This window comes from Verrucomicrobiia bacterium (genome assembly GCA_035765895.1).
Classification (GTDB): domain Bacteria; phylum Verrucomicrobiota; class Verrucomicrobiia; order Limisphaerales; family DSYF01; genus DSYF01.
Map to the genome: position 1 here is coordinate 52580 of DASTWL010000028.1, position 20904 is coordinate 73483.

Below are 20904 nucleotides of genomic sequence, written 5' to 3' on the forward strand. Positions count from 1 at the left end.
GGAATTGGGCGGCTCATTCCGGTTTCAACGGAAGATCAACTGCGCGAAGTGATACAGGCTGTGCTGCCAATGCGTCGGGTCATGCCCGTTGCCATCCACGTGCCAGATGTGCGGGACATTGTATTCCTTGAGATAAGTGTGAACCCCCTGGCTGATGCCGAGCAGCCCGTCCTGATTGCCGGCGGAAAGCATCAGCAGCTTCAACTGGCTTTTTGCCGCGGCCGGATCCGGCACCAACTCGGCCGGCGGCTTCGTGTTTGGCGCGGATGAAAATGCGCCCAGCCAGGCAAACGTATCGAGGTGTGCCAAACCGAAGTTCAGCGTCTGTCCGCCGCCCATCGACAAGCCGGCCAGCGCCCGGCTCTCGCGATTCGTGGAGGTGCTGTAACGCGACTGAATCGCCGGAATCACATCGTTCAACAGGTCTTCCTCGAACCGCACAAACGCGGGCGCCGTCGCCATCGGGTTGGGTCCGGGACGATCATCCTTCTGCGCACGGCCATTGGGCATCACGATGATCATCGGCACGGCTTTGCCCTCCGCGATCAAATTATCGAGCAGCACGTCCGGATGCGCGAAGCGTTCCCATTCCGTTTCGTCGCCGCCAATGCCGTGCAGGAGATACAACACCGGATATTTCTTGTCTGCCGTGTAGCCGGGCGGCGTGTAGACCTGCATCTTGCGCGTGGTGCCGACGGTTTTCGATTCATATTCGATCATTTCCAACTGGCCATGCGGGATGCCCTCGCGCCGGTCCGCAAATCCCGCCGGCGGCTCAGCGAAGGCCGGCTGGTCATCCGGGCCGAGCTTGATTTCACGTCCGCGGCGAATTCGCGGTTCCCGGGATGCGGCCGGCGCGGACGCTTTGTCATTTCCCGAGGCTTCGGCTGGCAAAATCTCAACGGCGTTGATCTGCGGGTTCTCGATGTTGGGCGTGAACTTGATGTCGAGCTGGCCGTCGGCAACTTCGACCGGCACTGACTCGACATAGGCACGGGCAAACCCGCCGGCTTTTTTCCACACATCAAAGTCCTTAAACGCCGTGCCCTCGACCTCGAACGAAAACACCCGCTCGCCCGGCCCGGTGATGCCTTCGTAGGTTTCACAAAAGTGCAGCTTCACCACATACTTTCCGTTCGGAACCTTGCGACTGAACGAATCCATTGCGTAATGCTCCGAACGATAAATCTCCGGCTGCTTGGTGTCCTCGATCGGCAAATCCGGACGTTCAATGACGTCGCCTCCCTCAAATCCCTGGTCGGGCTGCCAGACCACGCCGCCGGCATCGGTCAGTGAACTGGAGGCTCCGGCGTTGACGCGGATCGTTCGCGCGGATGGGGCGTTCACTGTCGGCGCGGGCGTGGCAGCACGGCTTTCAGCAGTCGTCTGGGCGAGGGCGGCTGGCAGCGGCTGATCTTCGAACAGCAGCGGCGCAAATGCGTGCAGGCTGCGCCGCCAGGATTGCCATTCGTGCGCGGTATTGGGTGATTCGTAATACACGCTCTTGATGCCGGCTTGTTGCAGCGCCTCGACGTTCGCCCTGCCCGCGGCGCCGTTCTCGCGACTGCCATAACTGACGAACACGACTTTGACCTTTTGCTTGAAGGCATCCAGATCGGGGATTTCCGACGGCGCAATGCTGCCGCCGCTGAAGATGCCAATATGCGAGAATGTATCGAGATTGGCCGGCGCGATGGCACGTGTTTGCATGCCGCCCATCGAGAGCCCGGCCATCGCGCGATGGGGCTGATCCGCCAGCGTGCGGTAATGGCCGTCAATGTAGGGAATCAAGTCCTGAATCAGCACTTTGGCAAACGCGCCGGGATTGTAGGAACGTCCACCCGGCCCGGAAATGCTGCGCGAAAGCGGCCGGCCCGCCGCATCCACCGCCGCCGGCCCGCCGCCGAACATGCTGGCGCCGGGCACGTAGCTGTTCGCCATCACGATGAGGAACGGCCGCGCTTTGCCCGCGGCGATCAGGTTGTCCAGGATCAGACCGGCGTGCCCCTGATTGCCCCAGCCGGTTTCATCCTCGCCGCCACCGTGCTGCAGATACAGGACCGGATAACGCCTGGACGAATCCTGCTCGTAATCCGGCGGCGTATAAACGAAACAGCGCAGCACCGCGTCGGCGCCCTTGGAGTAATAGCGCACCTCCCGCAGGTCGCCGTGCGGCACGTTCTTGAGCGCGTAGAAATCCTGATCCTGCGCCGGAACTTCAACCCCGCTGCCCCAGCGGCTGGCGCCGTAGAAATAGAGACTGCCCGGATCCGGCACCGACGCGCCATCAATCACGAGCTGGTAGTAGTGGAACCCCTCATCCTGTGGACGCGATTCGCCGGTCCACGCACCGCCCTCGCCCTTGGTGAGCGGATATTTCACACCGCCGATGTCGAGGGCGACGCTCTGGGCTTCCGGAGCGATGACCCGAGCCCGAACGCGCCGCTCGGAATCGACCTGCGGATATTGTTTGCCGGGCTGATTCAACGAGGACGGCTTGAAATCCTCGACCGCAGGGTTGGTTTGCGCCCGGCCCGGCGGACAGAGCACGAGGGATGTTAGCGCCAGCAATGCAATTTTCGTCTTCATCGGCAGTTTTGGTCCTCGGAATGAATTGGCAGGAACGAGATTAACCGGGATTGTCGCCTGTCGAACATACGACAAGTGTCGTATTTGGTTGTGCGCAGGGGCCCTGATATATGAGGCTGTCCCTCAGCCATCGTGCCCACCGCCGGAACAGTCATCGTTTTGAAACGGCCGGGCAATGGGCCACCAAACACGGGTCATCACATCGCGCACCTTGCATCAAATCGTCATGAATCCTCTCCTCTGTCGCCTTGCTTTTGGTTTGTTTGTCCTCGGGTTCGGCACCGGACTGCGCGCCGCCGACCCCGCCCTGACCGGTCAGTCATCGGCGCCAACCGAACCCCTGAGCCTGTGGTATCGTCAGCCCGCCGCCAACTGGACCGAAGCCCTTGCTGTCGGCAACGGCCGGCTGGGCGCGATGGTTTTCGGCGGCGTCAACCGCGAGCAACTGCAATTGAATGAGGACACGCTCTGGGCCGGCGGCCCGTATAACCCGGTCAATCCAGAGGCGCGCGCCGCCCTGCCAGAGGTGCGGCAACTGGTTTTCGACGGCAAATATCGTGAGGCCGCGCATTTGATCAGTCAGAAGGTGATTTCCCGTCCCGTCGGCCAGATGCCTTACGAACCGGCCGGGGATTTGCTCCTCACGTTCCCTGAAACAGCCGCGGTGGATAATTATCGTCGCGACCTCAACCTGGACACAGCCGTGGCGGCAGTTGAATACACGGCGGAAGGCGTCCACTTCAAACGGCAGGTTTTCTCGAGCCCCGTGGATCAGGTCATTGTCGTCCGGCTCACGGCGGACAAAAAGGGCGCGATCAATTTCTCCGCCGGCCTGCAAACCCCGCAGAACGCCACCCTCACAACCGAGTCCGGCAACACTCTGGTCCTGCGCGGCGTGAATGGCAGCGCTGACGGAATCAAGGGCGCGCTCCAATTCCAGGTCCGTGCCCGCGTGTTGACCGACGGCGGAACGCTTTCCACCACGTCCAATTCGGTCGAGGTCGCTCACGCGAACGCGGCCACAATTTTTATTGCAGCCGCGACCAGCTACATAAACTACGCGGACGTGAGCGGCGACCCGGAACGCATCGTCAAAAAGCAAATCGCCGCCGCGGCCAGGAAGAAATTTGCAAAGCTGCTCGCGGCGCACATCCAGGAACACCAGCGTTTGTTCCACCGCGTCGCGCTCGATCTGGGCCACAACGACGCGATGCGATTGCCGACCGATGAGCGCATCAAGAACTTCGGCAGCGGCAACGACCCGCAGTTCGCCGCGCTTTACTTTCAATTCGGCCGCTATCTCCTGATCAGTTCCTCGCGTCCCGGCAGCCAGCCGGCCAACCTCCAGGGCATCTGGAACGACAGCATGAATCCGCCCTGGGGCGGCAAATACACCATCAACATCAACACCGAAATGAACTACTGGCCGGCCGAAGCATGCAACCTCGGCGAATGCGTCGAGCCGCTGATCGCGATGGTGAAGGACCTCTCCCATACCGGCGCGCGCACCGCTGAAGAAATGTATGGCGCCCGCGGCTGGGTCACCCATCACAACACCGATCTCTGGCGGGCGAGCGGGCCGATTGATGGTCCGGAATGGGGCATGTGGCCAACCGGCGGCGCCTGGTTGTGCGATCATTTGTGGGACCACTATGTGTTCAATCCCGACCAGAAGTATCTCAAGGATGTTTACCCCATCCTGCGCGGCGCGGCGCAGTTCTTCCTTGATACGCTGCAGGAGGATCCGACGAATCACTGGCTGGTCACGAATCCGTCCATCTCGCCCGAGAATCAGCATCCCTTCGGCTCCGCCGTTTGCGCGGGCCCGAGCATGGATGAGGAAATCCTGCGGGATCTGTTCACCCATTGCATCGAGGCCGCCACGATTCTGAACACCGATGCGGACTTCCGCCGGCAGGTCGAACAGGCCCGCGCCCGGCTGGCGCCGCTCCAGATTGGCAAGCAGGGCCAGTTGCAGGAATGGCTGGCCGACTGGGATGCCCGGGCCCCCGAGCAGCAGCACCGCCACATTTCCCATTTATACGCGCTCTTCCCCAGCGACCAAATTACACCGCGCGGAACGCCGGATCTCGCCAACGCCGCCAAGGTCACGCTGAACACGCGCGGCGACATCACGACTGGCTGGGCCATTGCGTGGCGCATCAATTGTTGGGCGCGCCTGCATGACGGCGACCGCGCCTTCAGCATCATCGAGCACCTGTTCGATCCGTCGCGCACCTACCCGAACATGTTCGATGCGCATCCGCCCTTCCAGATTGACGGCAACTTTGGCGGCACCTCCGCCATCGCCGAGATGCTGTTGCAAAGTCACAGCGGCGAAATCGAACTCCTTCCCGCCCTGCCTGCGGCCTGGCCGAACGGCAGGGTTATCGGGCTACGGGCGCGAGGCGGTTTTGAAGTGGAAGTCGCGTGGAACGAAGGAAAGCTCACGCACGTCAAAATCAAATCGGTCGGCGGCAGGGAAGCAACGGTCCGATATGGCGACCGGACCACGGAAATCCAATTGAAACCGGGCAGGACAATTCAACTCAACCAAGCGTTGGAACGCATCAAATAATCCCCACCGACAAGTCCGTAAAAGGATTGATGCCCGAATTTGCTTCGCGAGTTTCCAACATGAACCCGCCGTGGACCAGGCCCCCAGCCAGTCCGCTCGGGTTTCATTCTTCCGCTCCGCGCGCAACTCCGGCCGACGAAACTCATTTCACCACCTGCCACTTGAAACACGCCCCACCCTGGCGCGCCGGCTGCGGTCCGGTGGCTGTCACGGTAACGGGCCCGGGCGCGTTCGGTTTGGCCGCGAGGTAACGATGGCTGGTCAACGACATGAGCATCGTGTCGCCGCGCATGAGGTTGACCCACTGAAAAGATTCGGCGGCGCCGGGTTTTCCGTCGGCAAGATTCTTCAAAACCACGCCGCTCGCGGCCGCCGAAACAAAACGACCATTGGCCGCCTTCAGCGCAACGCGGCCCAGTCCCAAATCCACGACCTGGAAATCGACGTCCCGCCCCTTCGCCTGCGGTGAATCCGCGGCGACGTTGATCAGCGCGTTGACCTGCGCGTCGGCGGCGAGGAGGCTGCCGTCAGCGCCGCTGGTAAGGGTGATCGTCCGACCCGTCGGAATTTCGCGCTCAATGCCGCGGGCGCGCGGTTCGATCACGACATAATTGTCGAAATCCGCATAACCGCCGGCCTGGCCGGAGGTGTTGAAGTTGAAGAGCGCCGGCCGCACGCCCTGAAAGGTCGTTAATTGAAACTTCATGATGAAGGGTTCACCGACGACCGTGAAGCTCCGGCCATCACCGCTCCAACTGAAGACCGCTTCGTCGGTGTCGAAATCGCAATGAACCCGCAGCCAAAGCTGCGCTGGCGGGTTCGTTGCGACGATCAGTTCCTGAGCGGCCACCGGTGGTGCGCCGCGCCGGCCGCCCGAACCTTCAAACCGCTGAAGCGTTGTGCCCGTGTCCGTTCTCACCACGCCCAGGCCGGCGAAGGGTGTGCTCAGAAGCGCGAGGCCCGCATGATCGCCGACAGCCAGTCCGGAGGTGTTCAATTCGACGGTCATGATGGACTCTGGCCCGGGCGGACGCTGACAAAGACTGTTACGCGCAGTCCAGAAGCTGGTGGCCGGCAGCGAATGCAAACGCAGCACACCGGGCTTCTCTGACAGCGACCATTTGCTGTCGTCGGGCACGTGATTCCACTGCCAGTGCGGATTCAATCGGCCGCTGTCGAAGTCGTCGTCAGGAACGTATGTCGGCGTGGGTTTCTGCGTGAAACCCGTGTTCGGCTTGATCCAGGTGTTGGGCGCCTTGCGGAGATTGCCGGGCAGGCCGATGAGCGGAAAGCCGTTGTCCCAGGTGATCGGAACCAGGCTGACCATGCGGCCCGCACTGCCGTGATCGGACATGATGATGCTCCACCATTCGCCCGACGGCGTGTCGCACATGCCGCCCTGGTGCAGCCACAGGCCGCGATCGTTTGGCTGCGCGTGCGCCGGCGCCGCAATCGTCACACCGAGCGATTCGCCCTGCACCATGCGCTCGACCCGCCAGGGGCCGTCAATGGAGTCCGCCACCGCGACCATTTGATCCACCGTGCCTCCCGGAATGGCGGAGACGTCCACGTATTTGCCGTTGATCTTGTAGAGGTGATGCCCCTCGCCCATCCGGGCGTCCAGTTGGCGCTTGGGCGCGTCGGTTTTGAACGACCGGAGATCCGGTGAAAGTTCTTCGATGGGATAAGGGCTGTGATTGCCCGAGATGAGATACACCTTGCCGTCATCATCAAACAGGACGGACAGGTCGTGGCGTCCCGGCAGTTGATTCCGTTCCCACGGGCCGTTGATGGATTCGGAACGAAACACCTGCAGGCCGGCACCGTTGACGTTCGAAAAGATGTAGAACATCCCGTTGTGAAGGCGGATGCAGGGTGCCCAGATTCCCTGGCCGTAAATGTTCCCGCCTTCGAGGCGGTAGGCCGGGCCGAAATCCAGCCGGTCCAGGCAGTAACCGGCCAGTTCCCAGTTCACCAAATCCTTGGAGTGCAGAATCTCCACGGCCGGATTCATGTGCATTGTTGTGCCCGCGAGATAATAGTCGTCGCCGACGCGAATGACGTCCGGGTCTTCAAACTCACCGTAGAACAGCGGGTTCGAGTAGGTGCCATTCCCGTTGTCGGCGGTCCAGTGTTGGGTCGCCGCGGGAGGAAGCCCGGCGGCAGCTGATGTGACCGCGTGGCTCAAAAGCGCGACGCCGGCCAGCAATGTCGTTACAGGCCAACGAAGGTGAAGGGATTGATTCATGGATTTTTTCTGGTGGCGGAAGATGCGGACCCGCCGAATGCGTATCGCTAAAACGGCGGCCCGGCCTGGATGCGAAAGAAATTCTGCGGCGCAGCGCCCGGATTATTCGTCCAGACAAAGGGCAGCAGCGGCGAATTGGTGGTCAGGAGCGCGGTCCAGTCCACCAGATTGGTTGAGGATTGAATCTGATAGTCCGGCCCGCTGTCGCCGTTAATTTGCAACACCAGTTGACCGCCCGTCGCGGACACCGGCGAAACCGCCGGTTGCGTCAGCGGGCTGACGGTCACGACGAAACTTTGCGTGGCGCCCAGGCTGGGCGTGCCATTGTCCGCCACCCTCACGGCGAACGGATTGGTCGTGTTTGCCTGCGTCACCCACGGGCGCCAGGTGACCACGCCGTTGCTGGAGTTGATCGCGGCGTTCGCGGGCGCACTCAGCAGGCTGTAGATCAGGGTTTGCGTCGGGAGATCACTGTCCGTCGCGGCATTCGTGAGGCTCAGCGTCACTCCGGCGCCGATTGTCCGGTTGCTAACAGCCGCGAGTATTGGCGGCGTGTTCGCGGGCAACTGATAGGTTAACACCGGACGCCAGCTATTGGTCGGATGTTCCTTGGAACAGAATTGAACCAGGCCGTTCAGGCTGTTGGCGGGCTGCATTACCCGCAGCGAAAGCAAGCCGCCGTTCGTGGCGGCGCCCGCCGTGGCGCTCGTCACGTCCAGCACCACCGGCACACCCACGGCGACGGTGTTGGTCTTGAGGAACACGCCGGTGCCGGCGGGCTGGTTGTTCCAGGTGATGCCGTTCTCGGTCCAGTTGGTGCCCGCCAGCTCGTAATAAATCGGCACCGAGGGGTCATCCACCCGGTTGGGCACCAGCGTTACGGTTGCGCTTTGCACGTTGGCCAAACCCTGCACATCAAACATGAAATAAGCAATGCGGGTGGCCAGCGTGACGTTGTTCTTGACCACCAAATCCGCCGCGCCGCCGAAATTCGAGGTGGGCGTGGAACTTTGCACATAGGCATCGGCCACCGGCGGGAGCGTGGGGGGCAAAGTGGTGGCACTGGCTTCCGGGCTGTCCGCCCCCTCGCCCGCGGCGGACACGGCCGACACGGCGTAGTAATAGGCGGTGCCGCCCGCCAGGCCGGTGTCGTTGAAATGGGTCGCCGTTACGCCGGTGGCGATGACCGTGCGATCGCCCCCGCTGGTCAGCGACCTTTTCACGTTGTAGCTGGTGGCATTGCTGCTGGCGAGCCACGCCAGGTTGATCTGGTTGCCGGCCACAGGCACCGCGGACAAACCCGATGGCGGCGGCGTTCCCGCCCAGCCGCCGGAGACTTCCAGGTAATCTATGTCGGGCAGACCCGTCGCGGAGGTGGATTGCAACCGGACTTCAGCCGTCCCGGCAGCCGTGCTGGCATAGACCGTGACGTAGCCCCAATTCGTCCATGCCCCGGTGGTTGGAAATTGAATGTCAGAGGCGACGTTGGTGCCGTTGATGATGAGGTTGGCCGTGCTGTCATTGGTGCTGGCGTAGCGGAAGGTGAACGCCTTGACCACCGAGGCGTCGAAATCAAGATTCCAGGCCAGGCTGGCGCCGTTCGTGTCGGCGGTGTTGGCGTAACCGGCGCCGGTGAATCCGGAAAGGTCGTTGTCAATGGTTCCATCCACGCTGTCGAATCCCGCCCGGTTTTCCTGAATCACAATTCCATCCGCGATCACGGTGGGCACCACGACCAGGTTGTCGAAACAGACCGAACTCGCCGCCGTCCCGTTCGCCTTGAACTCAATCGTGTTGGCGCCCGCGTTGAGGGTGACAGTTTGTTCGTTGACTGCCCAGTCGCTGGGCATGGCCGTCTGGGTGAACACCGGTGTGGTCACTTTCATCCCGTTCACAAACAGGTCAATGGTGCCCACATCCGCGCCGACGACTGAATACCGGGTTTCAAGTTGATACGCTCCGCTCTTCAGAACATTGACGGTATCCCTGACCGCGGCCGAGGAACTGGTTCCGAATTGGAGATATCCCTGCCCCGTGTAATTGCGGATGTTGCCGGAGTAGCCGCTCTTCGTGATGCCGGAGATGTTTTTGTAATCGAAACACTCCGCCTCATACTGGCGGACGCCGGAGGAAGACATCGGTTGGTTCGGTGCAATCAGCACGGCCGGGGTGGTGTTCGTCAACCGCCCGGTGGCCGTTCCGACGCAGTTCACGTTGATGTCAACGGAACCGTTGTGTCGCACGGTCAAAGTCCATACGCCGCCGGACCAGTTCTTGGTAACCGCACTGGCCGCATGACTGCCGCGGTCCGCCCAAGTGAATGTCGGTTCCGCCGTGCTGCCGTAAATGCTGATGACATTGGTCTTGAGGCTGGTGTCGAGGTCGTTGTCGTAATTGCACAGGTAAAACGCCACGCCATTCGAAGTTTCCGTCATGACGCCCGACGTGTAACGCGAGAGCGACAGATCAACGTGGTCGCAGGTATTGTATTTGAAAGGGATGGAACCGCTGGCGGTCAGGTTGGTCTTGTAAGGGTTGTAGATCACCCATCGGTTCTCAAGCCGGCCCGCGTATATGTCCCCCGTGTATTCCTGTGGGAACAACGAGTTGAATTCATTCGTCTTGGCCGTGATGGATGGCCAGCGGCCGACGTAACCGGACTTGTTCACCTTCACCGCGAACGCATTCGCATTGGAATCCGCCAGTTGATAGACGGTCGGAACGGTCGGATAACGCCCCGTTTTCTTGAAGAACGTTTTGTTGTTTCTGAGATTGCCGTCGCCGTCCATGCGATACAGCCCTTCAAACAGGCTGTCGGGCGAACTGTAAACGTCGTCAGTGCTTCCGGAATTGACGTCATCGATGATGACCACCTTGGTGCGGGCGATAACCTCCTGGCGGCTCGGAATGCGGACGGTCCCGTCCAAAATCTTTCGGAAAATATCCACGCTCACATTGTCGAACTGCGGGAAGGTTTGCCATCGACGCATTGTATAGCCGTTGTCGGTCGCGCCGGCGCTGATTTCCTTGAAACACTGCTGCCAGATCAACTCCGGCGCATCAATCACGGTTTCACCGGTCAGCATGATGTGTTCGAGATGCGCCGCGCCGCCCGTCGCGAGCGTGAAGTTTTGATTGATGCCGGTTGCATCGGACCAGCCGGTGGAATCGTAGCGGATGCCATATTGTCCGCTGTAGCCCGAGAGGTAGGCCCCGAGGCAGACGCTCTCCATGTCGGACTGGTAGGACTGCTGGGTATATTTCTCCTCGAGAATGTAGTTTTGCGTGTATTGCCGGCAGGCGGCCGCAAAGGCCGGGTTGCGCTTCAGCATCGCAATCGGGTTGATATTGGGATCCCACTGGTTTCCGCACCAGCTCACCACCAGATACCCGCCGTATTTGCTGCACAGCGCCAGCAGGTCCGCGAAGTGGCTGATCCGATCCGTCCAGGCCGCGGAAACCGGATCGTTCGGATCATCGTAGCCCCAGAACTGCTCCGCGTAATTGAACCCGATGAAGTTCGGGTAGTCGCGGAAGAATTCCTCGTAAAGCGAACGATCGAACTCGGAGAACTGGTGCATGCCGCCGCTGGCCGGCTGCACCATGCACCACATGTTGTTTTCCGCACAGGTCCTCACCCACGACTTGGCGATCTCGTAGCCGTATTCAGCCACTTGAAACACGCCGTTCGTATCATGGCTGATGGAGAGCGAGATGTTCATCACCACATACGGGCGGATGTCGGGCGGGATGAGGTCAATGATCTTCTGCGGGTCGGGATAGTTCCACGTATCAATATGGATCAGCCACATGGGCTGGCTGGGCGAAATGGGCCGGCGCAACGGTGCGTTCACCTGCTGCGGGGCAACCACCACATCGTTGGTAAGCTCGAATCCGTTGATCACAAACATGGTGTTGAAGTTCGGCGCATCCGTCGTTTCCCAGACCAAACTCACCGGATTCACCCCGTCGGAGACAAGGGCCGTTGCGAACGTCGTCACCTGGGCAAGATTGGTCCGGCCCTGCGTTTGCGTGTTCGAGACCTGCAATCCCGACGTTGCGGCCGAACCCGCGGCATCGTTCACCGTCACGCGGAAATGCCCCTGCTGGTTCTGGGTGTCGTGGTGATAGGAAAGCCAGCCATAAGTTCCCGCCGGCAGTCCGCTGATCGTCAGCGTCAGGGGGTCGCCGGGACTCTCACGCGGATCGGTGCCAATCCAGTCAATCAGCAGGTCGAGCCGGTCCGCCGCATTGGTGGAATACCCGGAGGCGTTGTCGCGCCACCATGCCTGCTGCGCGGTGTTGGTGGCCGGCGTTCCGCTCCAGGACGGTGTGACCCTGATGTTGGTGCCGAACGCGCTGTAAGACCGCGGCCCGAAGGAGCCAGCCACTTCATTCTGCGCGTCATACGCCGCAAATCCGGACTGCGTTTGTTCGACCGTCGCGCCGAAGAGGTTACCGTTAAAATCAACCTTCAGGGACTCGGCCAACGCGGGCGACAACATCGTGAGGCAAAGCGCGCCCAAAACGATCCGCAGTTTGAAGGTGTGGTTGATCATAACGTGCTTCCCGGCGCCGGGCTTGATCCGCAGGGCGGCCCGGCTGGCGTCCGGAAGCAGGAGTTTGTAGGCGGCCTGCGCAATGCCTCCGACCGTTCGCCGGACGACCAGGACGGACATCCGGCGAGGCCGGCCCGGACGGTTGAACGCAGCGAAGGTAGCCGGCTGAATCCCTGCGGCCAATACGACGAGTGTCGTATTTTTCGTGGAGATTTGGATGGACACCAGTTCGAAGCCGCGTGACGACGGAACCACACAATCGAAACGCTCCGGCCACATTGATTTTCATCGGTGCGCCATCCGGGGGCAAACCGAAGCCGCAGCCGGTTCAGCGGCTCATCGAAGGCGGAGCGGCGTCGGGCGTGCTGCCCCAATCGGGGTTGGGCTTGGACCCCATGCGGAAAACCAGCGTCCCGCCATGGACAATGTCCGCGTGGCTGAACCATGGTTTGTTCCACGGCCGGCCGTTCAACGTGGCCGACTGGATGTAAACATTCCGCGCCGAGTTGTTTCGCGCCTGAATCAGCAGCGTGCGCCCGTTGCCCAGATGCAGTTTCACCTCGTCAAAAATCGGACTGCCGATGACGTAGTTGGGGCTGGAGGGATCGACGGTGTAAAAGCCCATCGCGCTGAACACATACCAGGAGGACGTTGCCCCCTGATCATCCATGCCGGGAAAGGCAAGTCCGCAGGCGTCGCTGCCATACATCTGCTCCAAAATTTTCCGGATGAGCGCCTGCGTCTTCCAGGGTTGCCCGGCGTAATCGTAATAATACGGCGCCTGTTGATCGGGCTGGTTGCCCTGACAATACAAGCCCACCATGCCTGTCACGTCGCGCGCGATGCCCTTCGGCTGGTAGGGCGTGGTGAAGAAGGTGTCGAGCCGCTGAAGAAATTTCTCGCGCCCGCCGAGCAACTGGATCAACCCCTGCACATCGTGGGGCACCAGCCACAGGGTCTGCCAGCCAGTCGCCTCTTTCATCATGTAGTTGTAATAGGGCTCGAACGGATCGAACGGCGAAATCCACGAACCATCAGCGTTGCGGCCGCGCATGAAGCCCGTCGCAGGATCGAACACGTTGGTGTAATTGTGGGCGCGGGCGAGGAACATCTGGTAGTCGTCCTCCTTGCCCAGTTTCCGGGCGAACTGCGCCAGCGCGTAGTCGTCCCAGCTGTATTCCAGCGTCTTGGCCACGCCGGCGTTGCCATCGGCGTAGGGCGGGCTGGGATGCTCGACCACGTTGTCATGCACCCAGCCCTTTTGGAGGTATTCGGCCAGGTTGCCGCGCGGTCCCGCCGGGTCCATGGCGTTTTTGCGCAGGTATTCATAGACCGAGGCGTAGTCGAACGGCAGGCCGCGCTCCCAATCGCCGAGATACATGAAAACCGCGTTGTCGCCATGAAAGGACGTGTGCATCCAGCCCGATTCCCGGGCCATCTCGAGGTGCGTGCGCAGAATGTTCGTTTTGACCTCCGGCTCCAGCAGCGTGAGCAGCACAATCTGGTTGCGGCCCGTGTCCCAGAGCGCAATCGGACTGTAACGATCGTAATCGATCGTGGATTCCGCCGCGTTCCGGCCCGGGCGTGGCTCGCCCTTTTTGGCCATCAACCGGGGCGTGAGCAGCGAATTATACAGCGTCGAGTAAAACAGCATCCGCTGCTTTTCCGTGCCGCCGTGGACTTCGATGAGGTTCAGCTTCTCGCTCCACGCCCGGCGCGCCGCCTGATGCACGGCGTCGAAGTCGCGGGACTCGGCCTCCAGTTGTTGCCGGGCGTCTTCATAAGTGCGGCCCGTCGTGATGCGCACGAGCACGGTTTCGCCGGCGCGCGTCGCGAATTCCAGGAACGCACCCGCATAGCTCCCCGTGACCGTGCGTTCGCCCGGAAAGACCGCGTCGTCCCGGCGCACCCGTGCGCCTTCGAGCCGGGGCGGATTCTGCCGGAACGTGCCGAAGCTTTTGAACGGTTTGGAGAATTCCGCCACGAAAGAACGCCCGCGGCGCCCGCTGTGGCCGCGCAACGTGTGGTCGTCCACAACTTCCACGCTGTTTTCGCCGGCGCCCAAATCGATCAACACCGTCCCGCGATCCGTCTCAGGAAACGTAAGCCGATAATAGCCGGTCCGTTCCGAAGTGGTCAGCTCCGTGCGGATGCGGCTGTCGGGAAAGAACACGGAGTAATAGCCCGGCGACGCCTGTTCGCTCGCCTTGTCATACGGCGAGGCATAAAACCGGTCGGGCGGCACCGTCCAGTCGCCCACCACCGGCATCAACGTCAACCCGGGCATGGGCGCGGAAAAACCAATCATGGTGCGGCGGTCGTGAACGTAGGGAAAAATGATGCCGTGATTGCCCGCCGCCTCGGTGAGATCCTTGTTGATCGGGCCGAGGAGAATGTCGCGGTGCGGCAATGCGGGCCCGGGAAACGTGAAGCCCGTGTAGGCTTCTTCACCCGGCGGCGGCGCGTTCCCGCGTAATTTTGGATCATCCAGTGACGCCGTGCCCACCAGGGGATTTGCATAATCCACCGGCGCTTTGCCGGCCATCAGTGGAGAAGTAACGGCGCCCAGCAACCACAGGGCCGCCAGCCAGGTTGTTTTCGTGCCTCGCATCATCCCGATAGCTTTAACCGCCCGGCGTCCCCGAGTAAATCCCGGCCGCGCACGCAGCTCGATCAACACGCCACCGTGGCCGATTTGACTTTCGCCGCCGGGTCGGCTTGCCTTGGCCGCGTCCAATGTCCTTCGACCGTGATCTTCTGGCCGCAAAACTCCGGCGCCTCGCCGCCCGTGGCGTTTTCCTGGGCACTTCGTCGTGGAAATATCCCGGCTGGTTCGGCGCGATCTACGAGCGTGACCGTTACGTGTGGCGTGGACGCTTTTCCCAGACCCGTTTCGAGCGCGACTGCCTCCGCGAATTTGCCCAAACCTTCCCCGCGGTTTCGCTCGACGCCACCTATTACAAATTCTTCGACCCCGCCGCCGTCGCGGAACTCGCGGCACAGGTGCCGGAACATTTTCAATTCGCGCCGAAAGTCTGCGCCGACATCACGCTCAAGCAATTTCCCCCGCTGCCGCGCTTCGGCCCGCGCGCCGGCCGGGCCAATCCGCACTTCCTGGACGCGCAGCGGTTTGCCGATGCGTTCCTCGCGGCCTGGGAACCGGTCCGGCATCACGTCGGCCTGATCACCTTCGAGTTTTCGCGCTTCGGCCCGGGCGAATTCTCGCGGGGCGCGGAGTTCGTGGCCGCGCTCGACGCATTTCTCGGCCGGCTGCCGCGCGGCTGGCCCTACGGCATCGAACTGCGCAACCGTCACTGGCTGCGCCCCGAATACTTCGCCGTGCTTGCCCGCCACGGCGTGACGCACATTTACAACGCGTGGGGCGACGTGCCGTCGCTGGCGGAACAGATGGCCCTGCCCGGCAGTGAAACCCACTCTGCGCTGCTGGCCGCGCGGCTGCTGCTCCGCGCAGGCCGGACGTTCGAGGAAGCCGTGCGCCGGTTCAGCCCCTACGCTAAGATTCAGGATCCGAACCCCGAAACGCGCGCCGCCGCGGTGGCGCTGGCCCGGCGCGCCCTGCGTTCCCGGGGCAAAACCAAACTGATGCTGCTCGCGGGAAATCGTTTCGAGGGCCACTCGCCCGGCACCCTCGCCGCCATCGCCGACGCACTGGACGAGGACGAACCAGCCACCGCCTGAGCCGCGCGACAAAAAATCTCGCTGCCATGGCCGCGGCGGTTCATGCTCCCCGCCCATGAAAGCGCCTTTCCTGCTGGGTTTCGTTTGCATGGCCATGACGAGTTTGGGCGGCGAATCTCCCCGCGGTTACTACCGGTTTCCGACCCTTCACGATGACACCATCGTGTTCACGGCCGAGGGCGATTTGTGGCGCGTCAGCACGAAGGGCGGCGTGGCGCAGCGATTGACGACGCATCCCGGCCGGGAAACTCACGCCGCCATTTCGCCCGACGGTCAGACGCTCGCGTTCTGCGCGGAATACGAGGGGCCGGCGGAGGTTTACACCATGCCGCTCGCGGGCGGACTGCCCACACGGCGCACCTTCACGGCGGCGGCGCCGCAATTCGTGGGCTGGTCGCCGGCGGGGGCGATTCTTTTCTCCACCACGGTGTATTCGACGCTGCCCGAATGGCAGCTCGCCACGCTCGATCCGAACAGCGACCAGATGACCGTGCTGCCGCTGGCGCAGGCCAGCCAGGGCACCTTCGCGCCCGACGGCCAGCGGCTCGTATTCACCCGGTTTTCCCGGCAGGGCAGCAGCACCAAGCGCTACCAGGGCGGCTGGATTGAACATCTCTGGCGCTATGACCATGGCGCTGACGAGGCCGTCCCGCTGACGGCCGACTTCAAAGGCACCAGCCGCTCGCCCATGTGGTGGAAGAACCGGATTTACTTCGTCAGTGACCGCGACGGCATCATGAATCTCTGGTCCATGAAGCCGGACGGAACGGACCTCAAACAACTGACGCACCACCGAAATTTCGACGTCAAATCGCCCGCGCTGTCGGCTGGCCGCATCGTTTATCAATGCGGCGCGGATTTGTGGCTGTTCACGATTACGAACGGCCAGGACAAGGCGCTCAACGTGGAACTCGCGTCGGACTTCGATCAGGAACGCGAACGGTGGGTCAAGAAGCCGATGGACTTTCTCACCAGCGCCCACCTCTCGCCCGACGGCGACCGTCTGGTGCTGACGGCGCGCGGGCAAATTTTCGTCGCACCGCTGGAACAGGGCCGCTTCGTTGAAGTGCCGCGCCAGCCGGACGTGCGTTACCGGGACGCCGTTTTTCTGCCTGACGGCAAATCGCTCGTGGCACTTTCCGACGAATCGGGCGAACTGGAATTCTGGAAGCTGCCCGCCAACGGCGTGGGCCCGGGTGCGGCGCTCACCACCAACGGCACCGTGTTCCGCTTCGGGGCCGTCCCCTCGCCCGATGGCCAGCGACTGGCCTGGGCGGACAATGACCAAAAGCTGTGGCTTTACGAAATGGCCACCCGCCAGACGACGCTCGTCGCCGCCTCACCGCGCAACGACCTGCGGCAGTTCGCGTGGTCCCCGGACGGCGCATGGCTGGCTTACGTCGATTCGGCGTCGAACCTGGTGCAGCAGATTCACCTGTTCTGCATTTCCAACGCCGCCGACACCACCGTCACCAGCGACCGCGTGGAGAGCTACAGCCCGGCGTGGTCGCCCGACGGCAAATGGCTGTATTTCCTGAGCGACCGTTCGCTGCGTTCGCTGGTGGCGAGTCCCTGGGGCGTGCGCCAGCCCGAACCGTTTTTCACCGAAACCACCAAGCTTTACGCGCTGGCCCTGACGCAGGCCGAACGCTGGCCCTTTCAGCCCAAGGACGAACTTCAGTCCGACAAGGCCGACGCGAAAAAGGATGAGCCAAAGGAGGAAGAGAAAGCGGACAACAAAAAAGACGCTGAGAAACAAGCCGGTGCAGCGGACTCCGAAAAGCCGGACCACGATGCCAAGGCGGAAAAGAAGGAGCCGGACAAAAAGCCCAAGCCGCCCGCGGTGAAGATTGAAATGACAGGCCTGGCGTCACGCCTCTTTGAAGTGCCCGTCCCGCCCGGAAATTATTCCGGCCTCACGGTCGCCGCCAAACACCTGCTCTACGTCGCCCGCGACGTTGGCTTCGGCGCAAAATCGCAACTCCGCCAGTTGGAGATCACCAACCAGGATCCCAAGCCCAAGACGCTGGTGGAGGACCTCCGGGATTATGAACCGTCCGCCGACGGCAAGAAGCTGCTCGTCCGCAAGGGCGACAAGTTTTACGTGATCGCCCCGGACGCCAGCGCGCCCGCGAAGCTGGACGACGAGTTCAAGCTCGACGGCTGGACGTTCTCGATTCAGCCGCGCGAGGAATGGCGGCAGATTTACACCGAATCGTGGCGCATGTTGCGCGACTTCTTCTACGACCGCGGCATGAACGGCGTGGACTGGCCGGCGATGCGCCAGAAATACCTGCCCCTGATCGGCCGCGTCAGCGACCGTGCTGAACTCAGCGACGTGATTTCCGACCTGGTCGGCGAGCTGTCCGCGCTGCACATCTTCGTCCGCTTTGGTGACGAACGCGAAGGCCCGGACAAGATCGAACTCGCTTCGCTGGGCGCGCAGCTCGTGCGCGACGCGGCCGGCGGCGGCTGGCGCGTGGCCCACATCTACCGCGCCGACCCCGATTATCCGGATCAATTCGCGCCGCTCAGCAAGCCAGCGGTGAACGTGGCCGAGGGCGACCTCATCACCAGCATCAACGGGCGCTCCACCCTGCCCGCGCTCGACCCGGAACTGCTCCTGCGCAATCAGGCCGGCAAACAGGTGCTGCTCGAAGTGAAACCCAAGGCCGGCGGTGAGCCGCGCAAGGTCATCGTGGAACCGATCACCACCGGCCGCGAGGCGGATTTGCGCTACGACGAATGGGAACTCACCCGCCGCGAACGCGTCGAGCAACAGGGCCACGGCCAGATTGGCTACGTGCACCTGCGGGCGATGGGCACGGGCGACATCGCCGACTGGGCGCGCGACTTCTTCCCCGTGTTCAACCGTCAGGGCCTGATCATCGACGTGCGGCACAACCACGGCGGCAACATCGACGCCTGGATTCTGGAAAAACTGCTGCGCAAGGCGTGGTTCTACTGGCAGCCGCGCGTCGGCGAGCCGACCTGGAACATGCACTACGCCTTCCGCGGCCAGCTCGTGGTGCTCTGCGACGAACACACCGCGAGCGACGGGGAAGCCTTCACCGAAGGCTTCCGGCGGCTGGGCCTGGGCAAAGTGATCGGCACGCGCACGTGGGGCGGCGAAATCTGGCTCTCCGCCCAGCGCTGGCTGGTGGACCGCGGCATGGCCACGGCCGCCGAAACCGGGGTTTACGGTCCCGAAGGTGAATGGCTGATTGAAGGTCACGGCGTGGACCCGGACATCGTGGTGGACAACCTGCCGCACGCCACCTTCACCGGCGCGGACGCGCAACTCGATGCCGCCATCAAGCACCTCCAGGAATTGATCGCCAAAGAGCCCCATCCCGTCCCGCCCGCGCCAAAGTATCCCGACAAGTCGTTCAAACGATAGGCGGCGTGCGCCAATGGAACTGCCGGTGACGGCACTCATTCGCAACGCGCATAGTGTTGCGGAGTGGAAACTGTTCCTGAACGAGTAAACCAACGGGAGAGCGGGCGTGAAAACTCGCTCTCTCAATCAAAGCTCAACAAATAAATTCTTTGGACTAAACTCCTATCAACCAGCGATGGCAAAAAAGAAAAACAAAAAGAAAGCGGGGCAGAAGATTTCATCCGAACCGGTCGAAATCGGACCTGGGATATTTGCAAAAAACTATGGACGTTATGATTTAATTCAGTCCCATCGAACTCCCGAAGAGCAAACTCAGTTAATTAACGCCCTAACCGAGTTTACAAAAAATTTCCCGAAAGAAATGACTCAAAAAGTCAAATCGGTGGAAGCTTTGATTGCCAGACACAACTCGTTTGATTTTCTCGCCAACTTGATGCTCGTAGAACTCTCGCTTAACCCAGAGACGTATAAAGAGCCAACGCACAAACACCAAGATGCATTGGTAGAATATGCAGCATTGCTATGTCTTAAACGGCCGTTTTCTTCTGCTGACACGCCGTTTGTCGGTAATTTCTATCAAGAGGTTATGGAGGGCTTAGAAGAAATTGTTGAAAAAACTGTTCAATATTACCTGTTGGAAAATATAGGCAGCACAACGCCGCCTACCCGTCTTGACGAACTTCATCGCGAAACAATTGTCAGCGAATTGATGATACGCAGTCCTGGATACCCCCATCATCTTGCCGAACTGTTGATTTTACTCTTTGAGCCATTTGGTAAGTGGTTGTTTGAAACGGTGGGTTTTACTATCAAGGATTTACTAGCAATTGAGAATGCAGTGCATAAATTGACGAACGCAAAGTTTTTTGAGGGCCGGAAGGGAATTCGAGAATTAGAGTCACAACTTCGGGCAGAGTTTGCAGATTTTCTCAAGACCGGAACAACCCCAGTCGAAAATCATCGCGCACTTTTTGAAAAGCTTCGCGAGTTACCGGCTGGCAAAGCGAAAGAGGCTATTTTTAATCTTCACGCCATAACGTTTTTCTCAAACCTCGGTGCTACACTAACATTTTCTGCCCAACAACTTTCTCAAACAAGCGGCATTGCAATAGATAGGGTTGTCTCAATCCTTAAGGTTTTCTCTTTGCAGTTTGGCTCTGTATCGCAAGACTTTTTATGGCCAAAGCCTAACCATCCACTAAAGCTTCAACCATTCATCCAGCACAAGGATCAATTCTTGTGCCCGAATCCGGCGCTTATCATTTGGGCCATACGCCCAACGCTTGAACGCCTGCTCAACCCTGCCACAAGAAACGGCCAGAAAGTTTCAAAGGACATTTGGGAAAAATATTCTGCTAAACGGGCTGAGGCTCTGGAGGGGGAATCTCTTCGGCTTTTATCGACTGCCTTTAAGCGAGCAGAAATTCACCAGAATTTGCAATTTGAATTTGAAGACGAAGGGAAGAAGCAATCTGGCGAATTGGATGGACTGGTTATTTATGACAAGACGATGATTCTGGTTGAAGCAAAAGCCGGTAATTTTCCTCTCAAAGCTAGAGGTGGGTTCAGGGAAGCCATTGCTGAAAATCTCAAGAAGCTGGTTGCTGATGCCCACGAACAAGCCTTAAAGGCTAAACGTTTTATCGAAACGAATAAAATTGCCACTTTCCGGCTGGCAAACGGCCAACAACTAAATGTGGATAAAAAACAATTTAGCCAAATTGTTTTGATGACCGTAACGTTGGAGTCTTTAGATGTTTTTTGCACTGGGCCTCACCCGGTTTGATGGACACCTTGGAGGGGCGGTGCGCATAGGTGTTTTAGTTTAGTT

Annotated in this window: 9 protein-coding genes; 5 read left to right on the plus strand and 4 right to left on the minus strand. The window is 60.7% G+C overall.

Going from position 1 to position 20904, the window contains the following annotated elements; all coding sequences use genetic code 11:
- Positions 1–24: 24 nt before the first annotated feature.
- A complete protein-coding gene (locus VFV96_06015; protein ID HEU5069950.1) occupies positions 25–2589 on the minus strand; it encodes an alpha/beta hydrolase-fold protein in 2565 nt (854 codons plus the stop codon).
- Between the two features lie 226 nt (positions 2590–2815).
- On the opposite strand from VFV96_06015, the gene VFV96_06020 reads away from it, so the two are divergent.
- Positions 2816–5167, plus strand: coding sequence for a glycoside hydrolase family 95 protein (locus VFV96_06020; GenBank protein HEU5069951.1), 2352 nt, complete (start codon positions 2816–2818; stop codon positions 5165–5167).
- A gap of 142 nt (positions 5168–5309) precedes the next feature.
- On the opposite strand, the gene VFV96_06025 is transcribed toward VFV96_06020, so the two are convergent.
- Together VFV96_06025 and VFV96_06030 are read right to left on the minus strand one after the other, a co-directional pair.
- On the minus strand, positions 5310–7415 hold the full coding sequence (locus tag VFV96_06025; protein HEU5069952.1) for a family 43 glycosylhydrolase: 2106 nt from the start codon (positions 7413–7415) through the stop codon (positions 5310–5312).
- A gap of 47 nt (positions 7416–7462) precedes the next feature.
- Complete coding sequence (locus VFV96_06030; GenBank protein ID HEU5069953.1) at positions 7463–11974, minus strand: glycoside hydrolase family 98 domain-containing protein; 4512 nt, start codon at positions 11972–11974, stop codon at positions 7463–7465.
- Between VFV96_06030 and VFV96_06035 the strand changes: the two genes are divergently transcribed.
- Entirely contained in the window at positions 11963–12217 is a 255-nt protein-coding gene (locus VFV96_06035; protein ID HEU5069954.1) for a hypothetical protein, read from the plus strand. The genes VFV96_06030 and VFV96_06035 overlap by 12 nt on opposite strands.
- Before the next feature lie 85 nt (positions 12218–12302).
- Here the strand turns inward: VFV96_06035 and VFV96_06040 are convergent, their stop codons facing one another.
- Positions 12303–14588, minus strand: coding sequence for a GH92 family glycosyl hydrolase (locus VFV96_06040; GenBank protein HEU5069955.1), 2286 nt, complete (start codon positions 14586–14588; stop codon positions 12303–12305).
- 122 nt (positions 14589–14710) lie between these two features.
- Here VFV96_06040 and VFV96_06045 point away from each other — a divergent pair, with 122 nt between their 5' ends.
- The 3 genes from VFV96_06045 (at position 14711) to VFV96_06055 (ending at position 20859) form a co-directional block, all read left to right on the plus strand.
- Entirely contained in the window at positions 14711–15673 is a 963-nt protein-coding gene (locus VFV96_06045; GenBank protein HEU5069956.1) for a DUF72 domain-containing protein, read from the plus strand.
- 55 nt (positions 15674–15728) lie between these two features.
- Complete coding sequence (locus tag VFV96_06050) at positions 15729–19073, plus strand: S41 family peptidase (protein ID HEU5069957.1); 3345 nt, start codon at positions 15729–15731, stop codon at positions 19071–19073.
- A gap of 106 nt (positions 19074–19179) precedes the next feature.
- Positions 19180–20859 (plus strand): hypothetical protein, encoded by a 1680-nt coding sequence (locus tag VFV96_06055; GenBank protein HEU5069958.1) that lies wholly within the window; start codon positions 19180–19182, stop codon positions 20857–20859.
- The last annotated feature ends 45 nt before the right edge of the window (positions 20860–20904 follow it).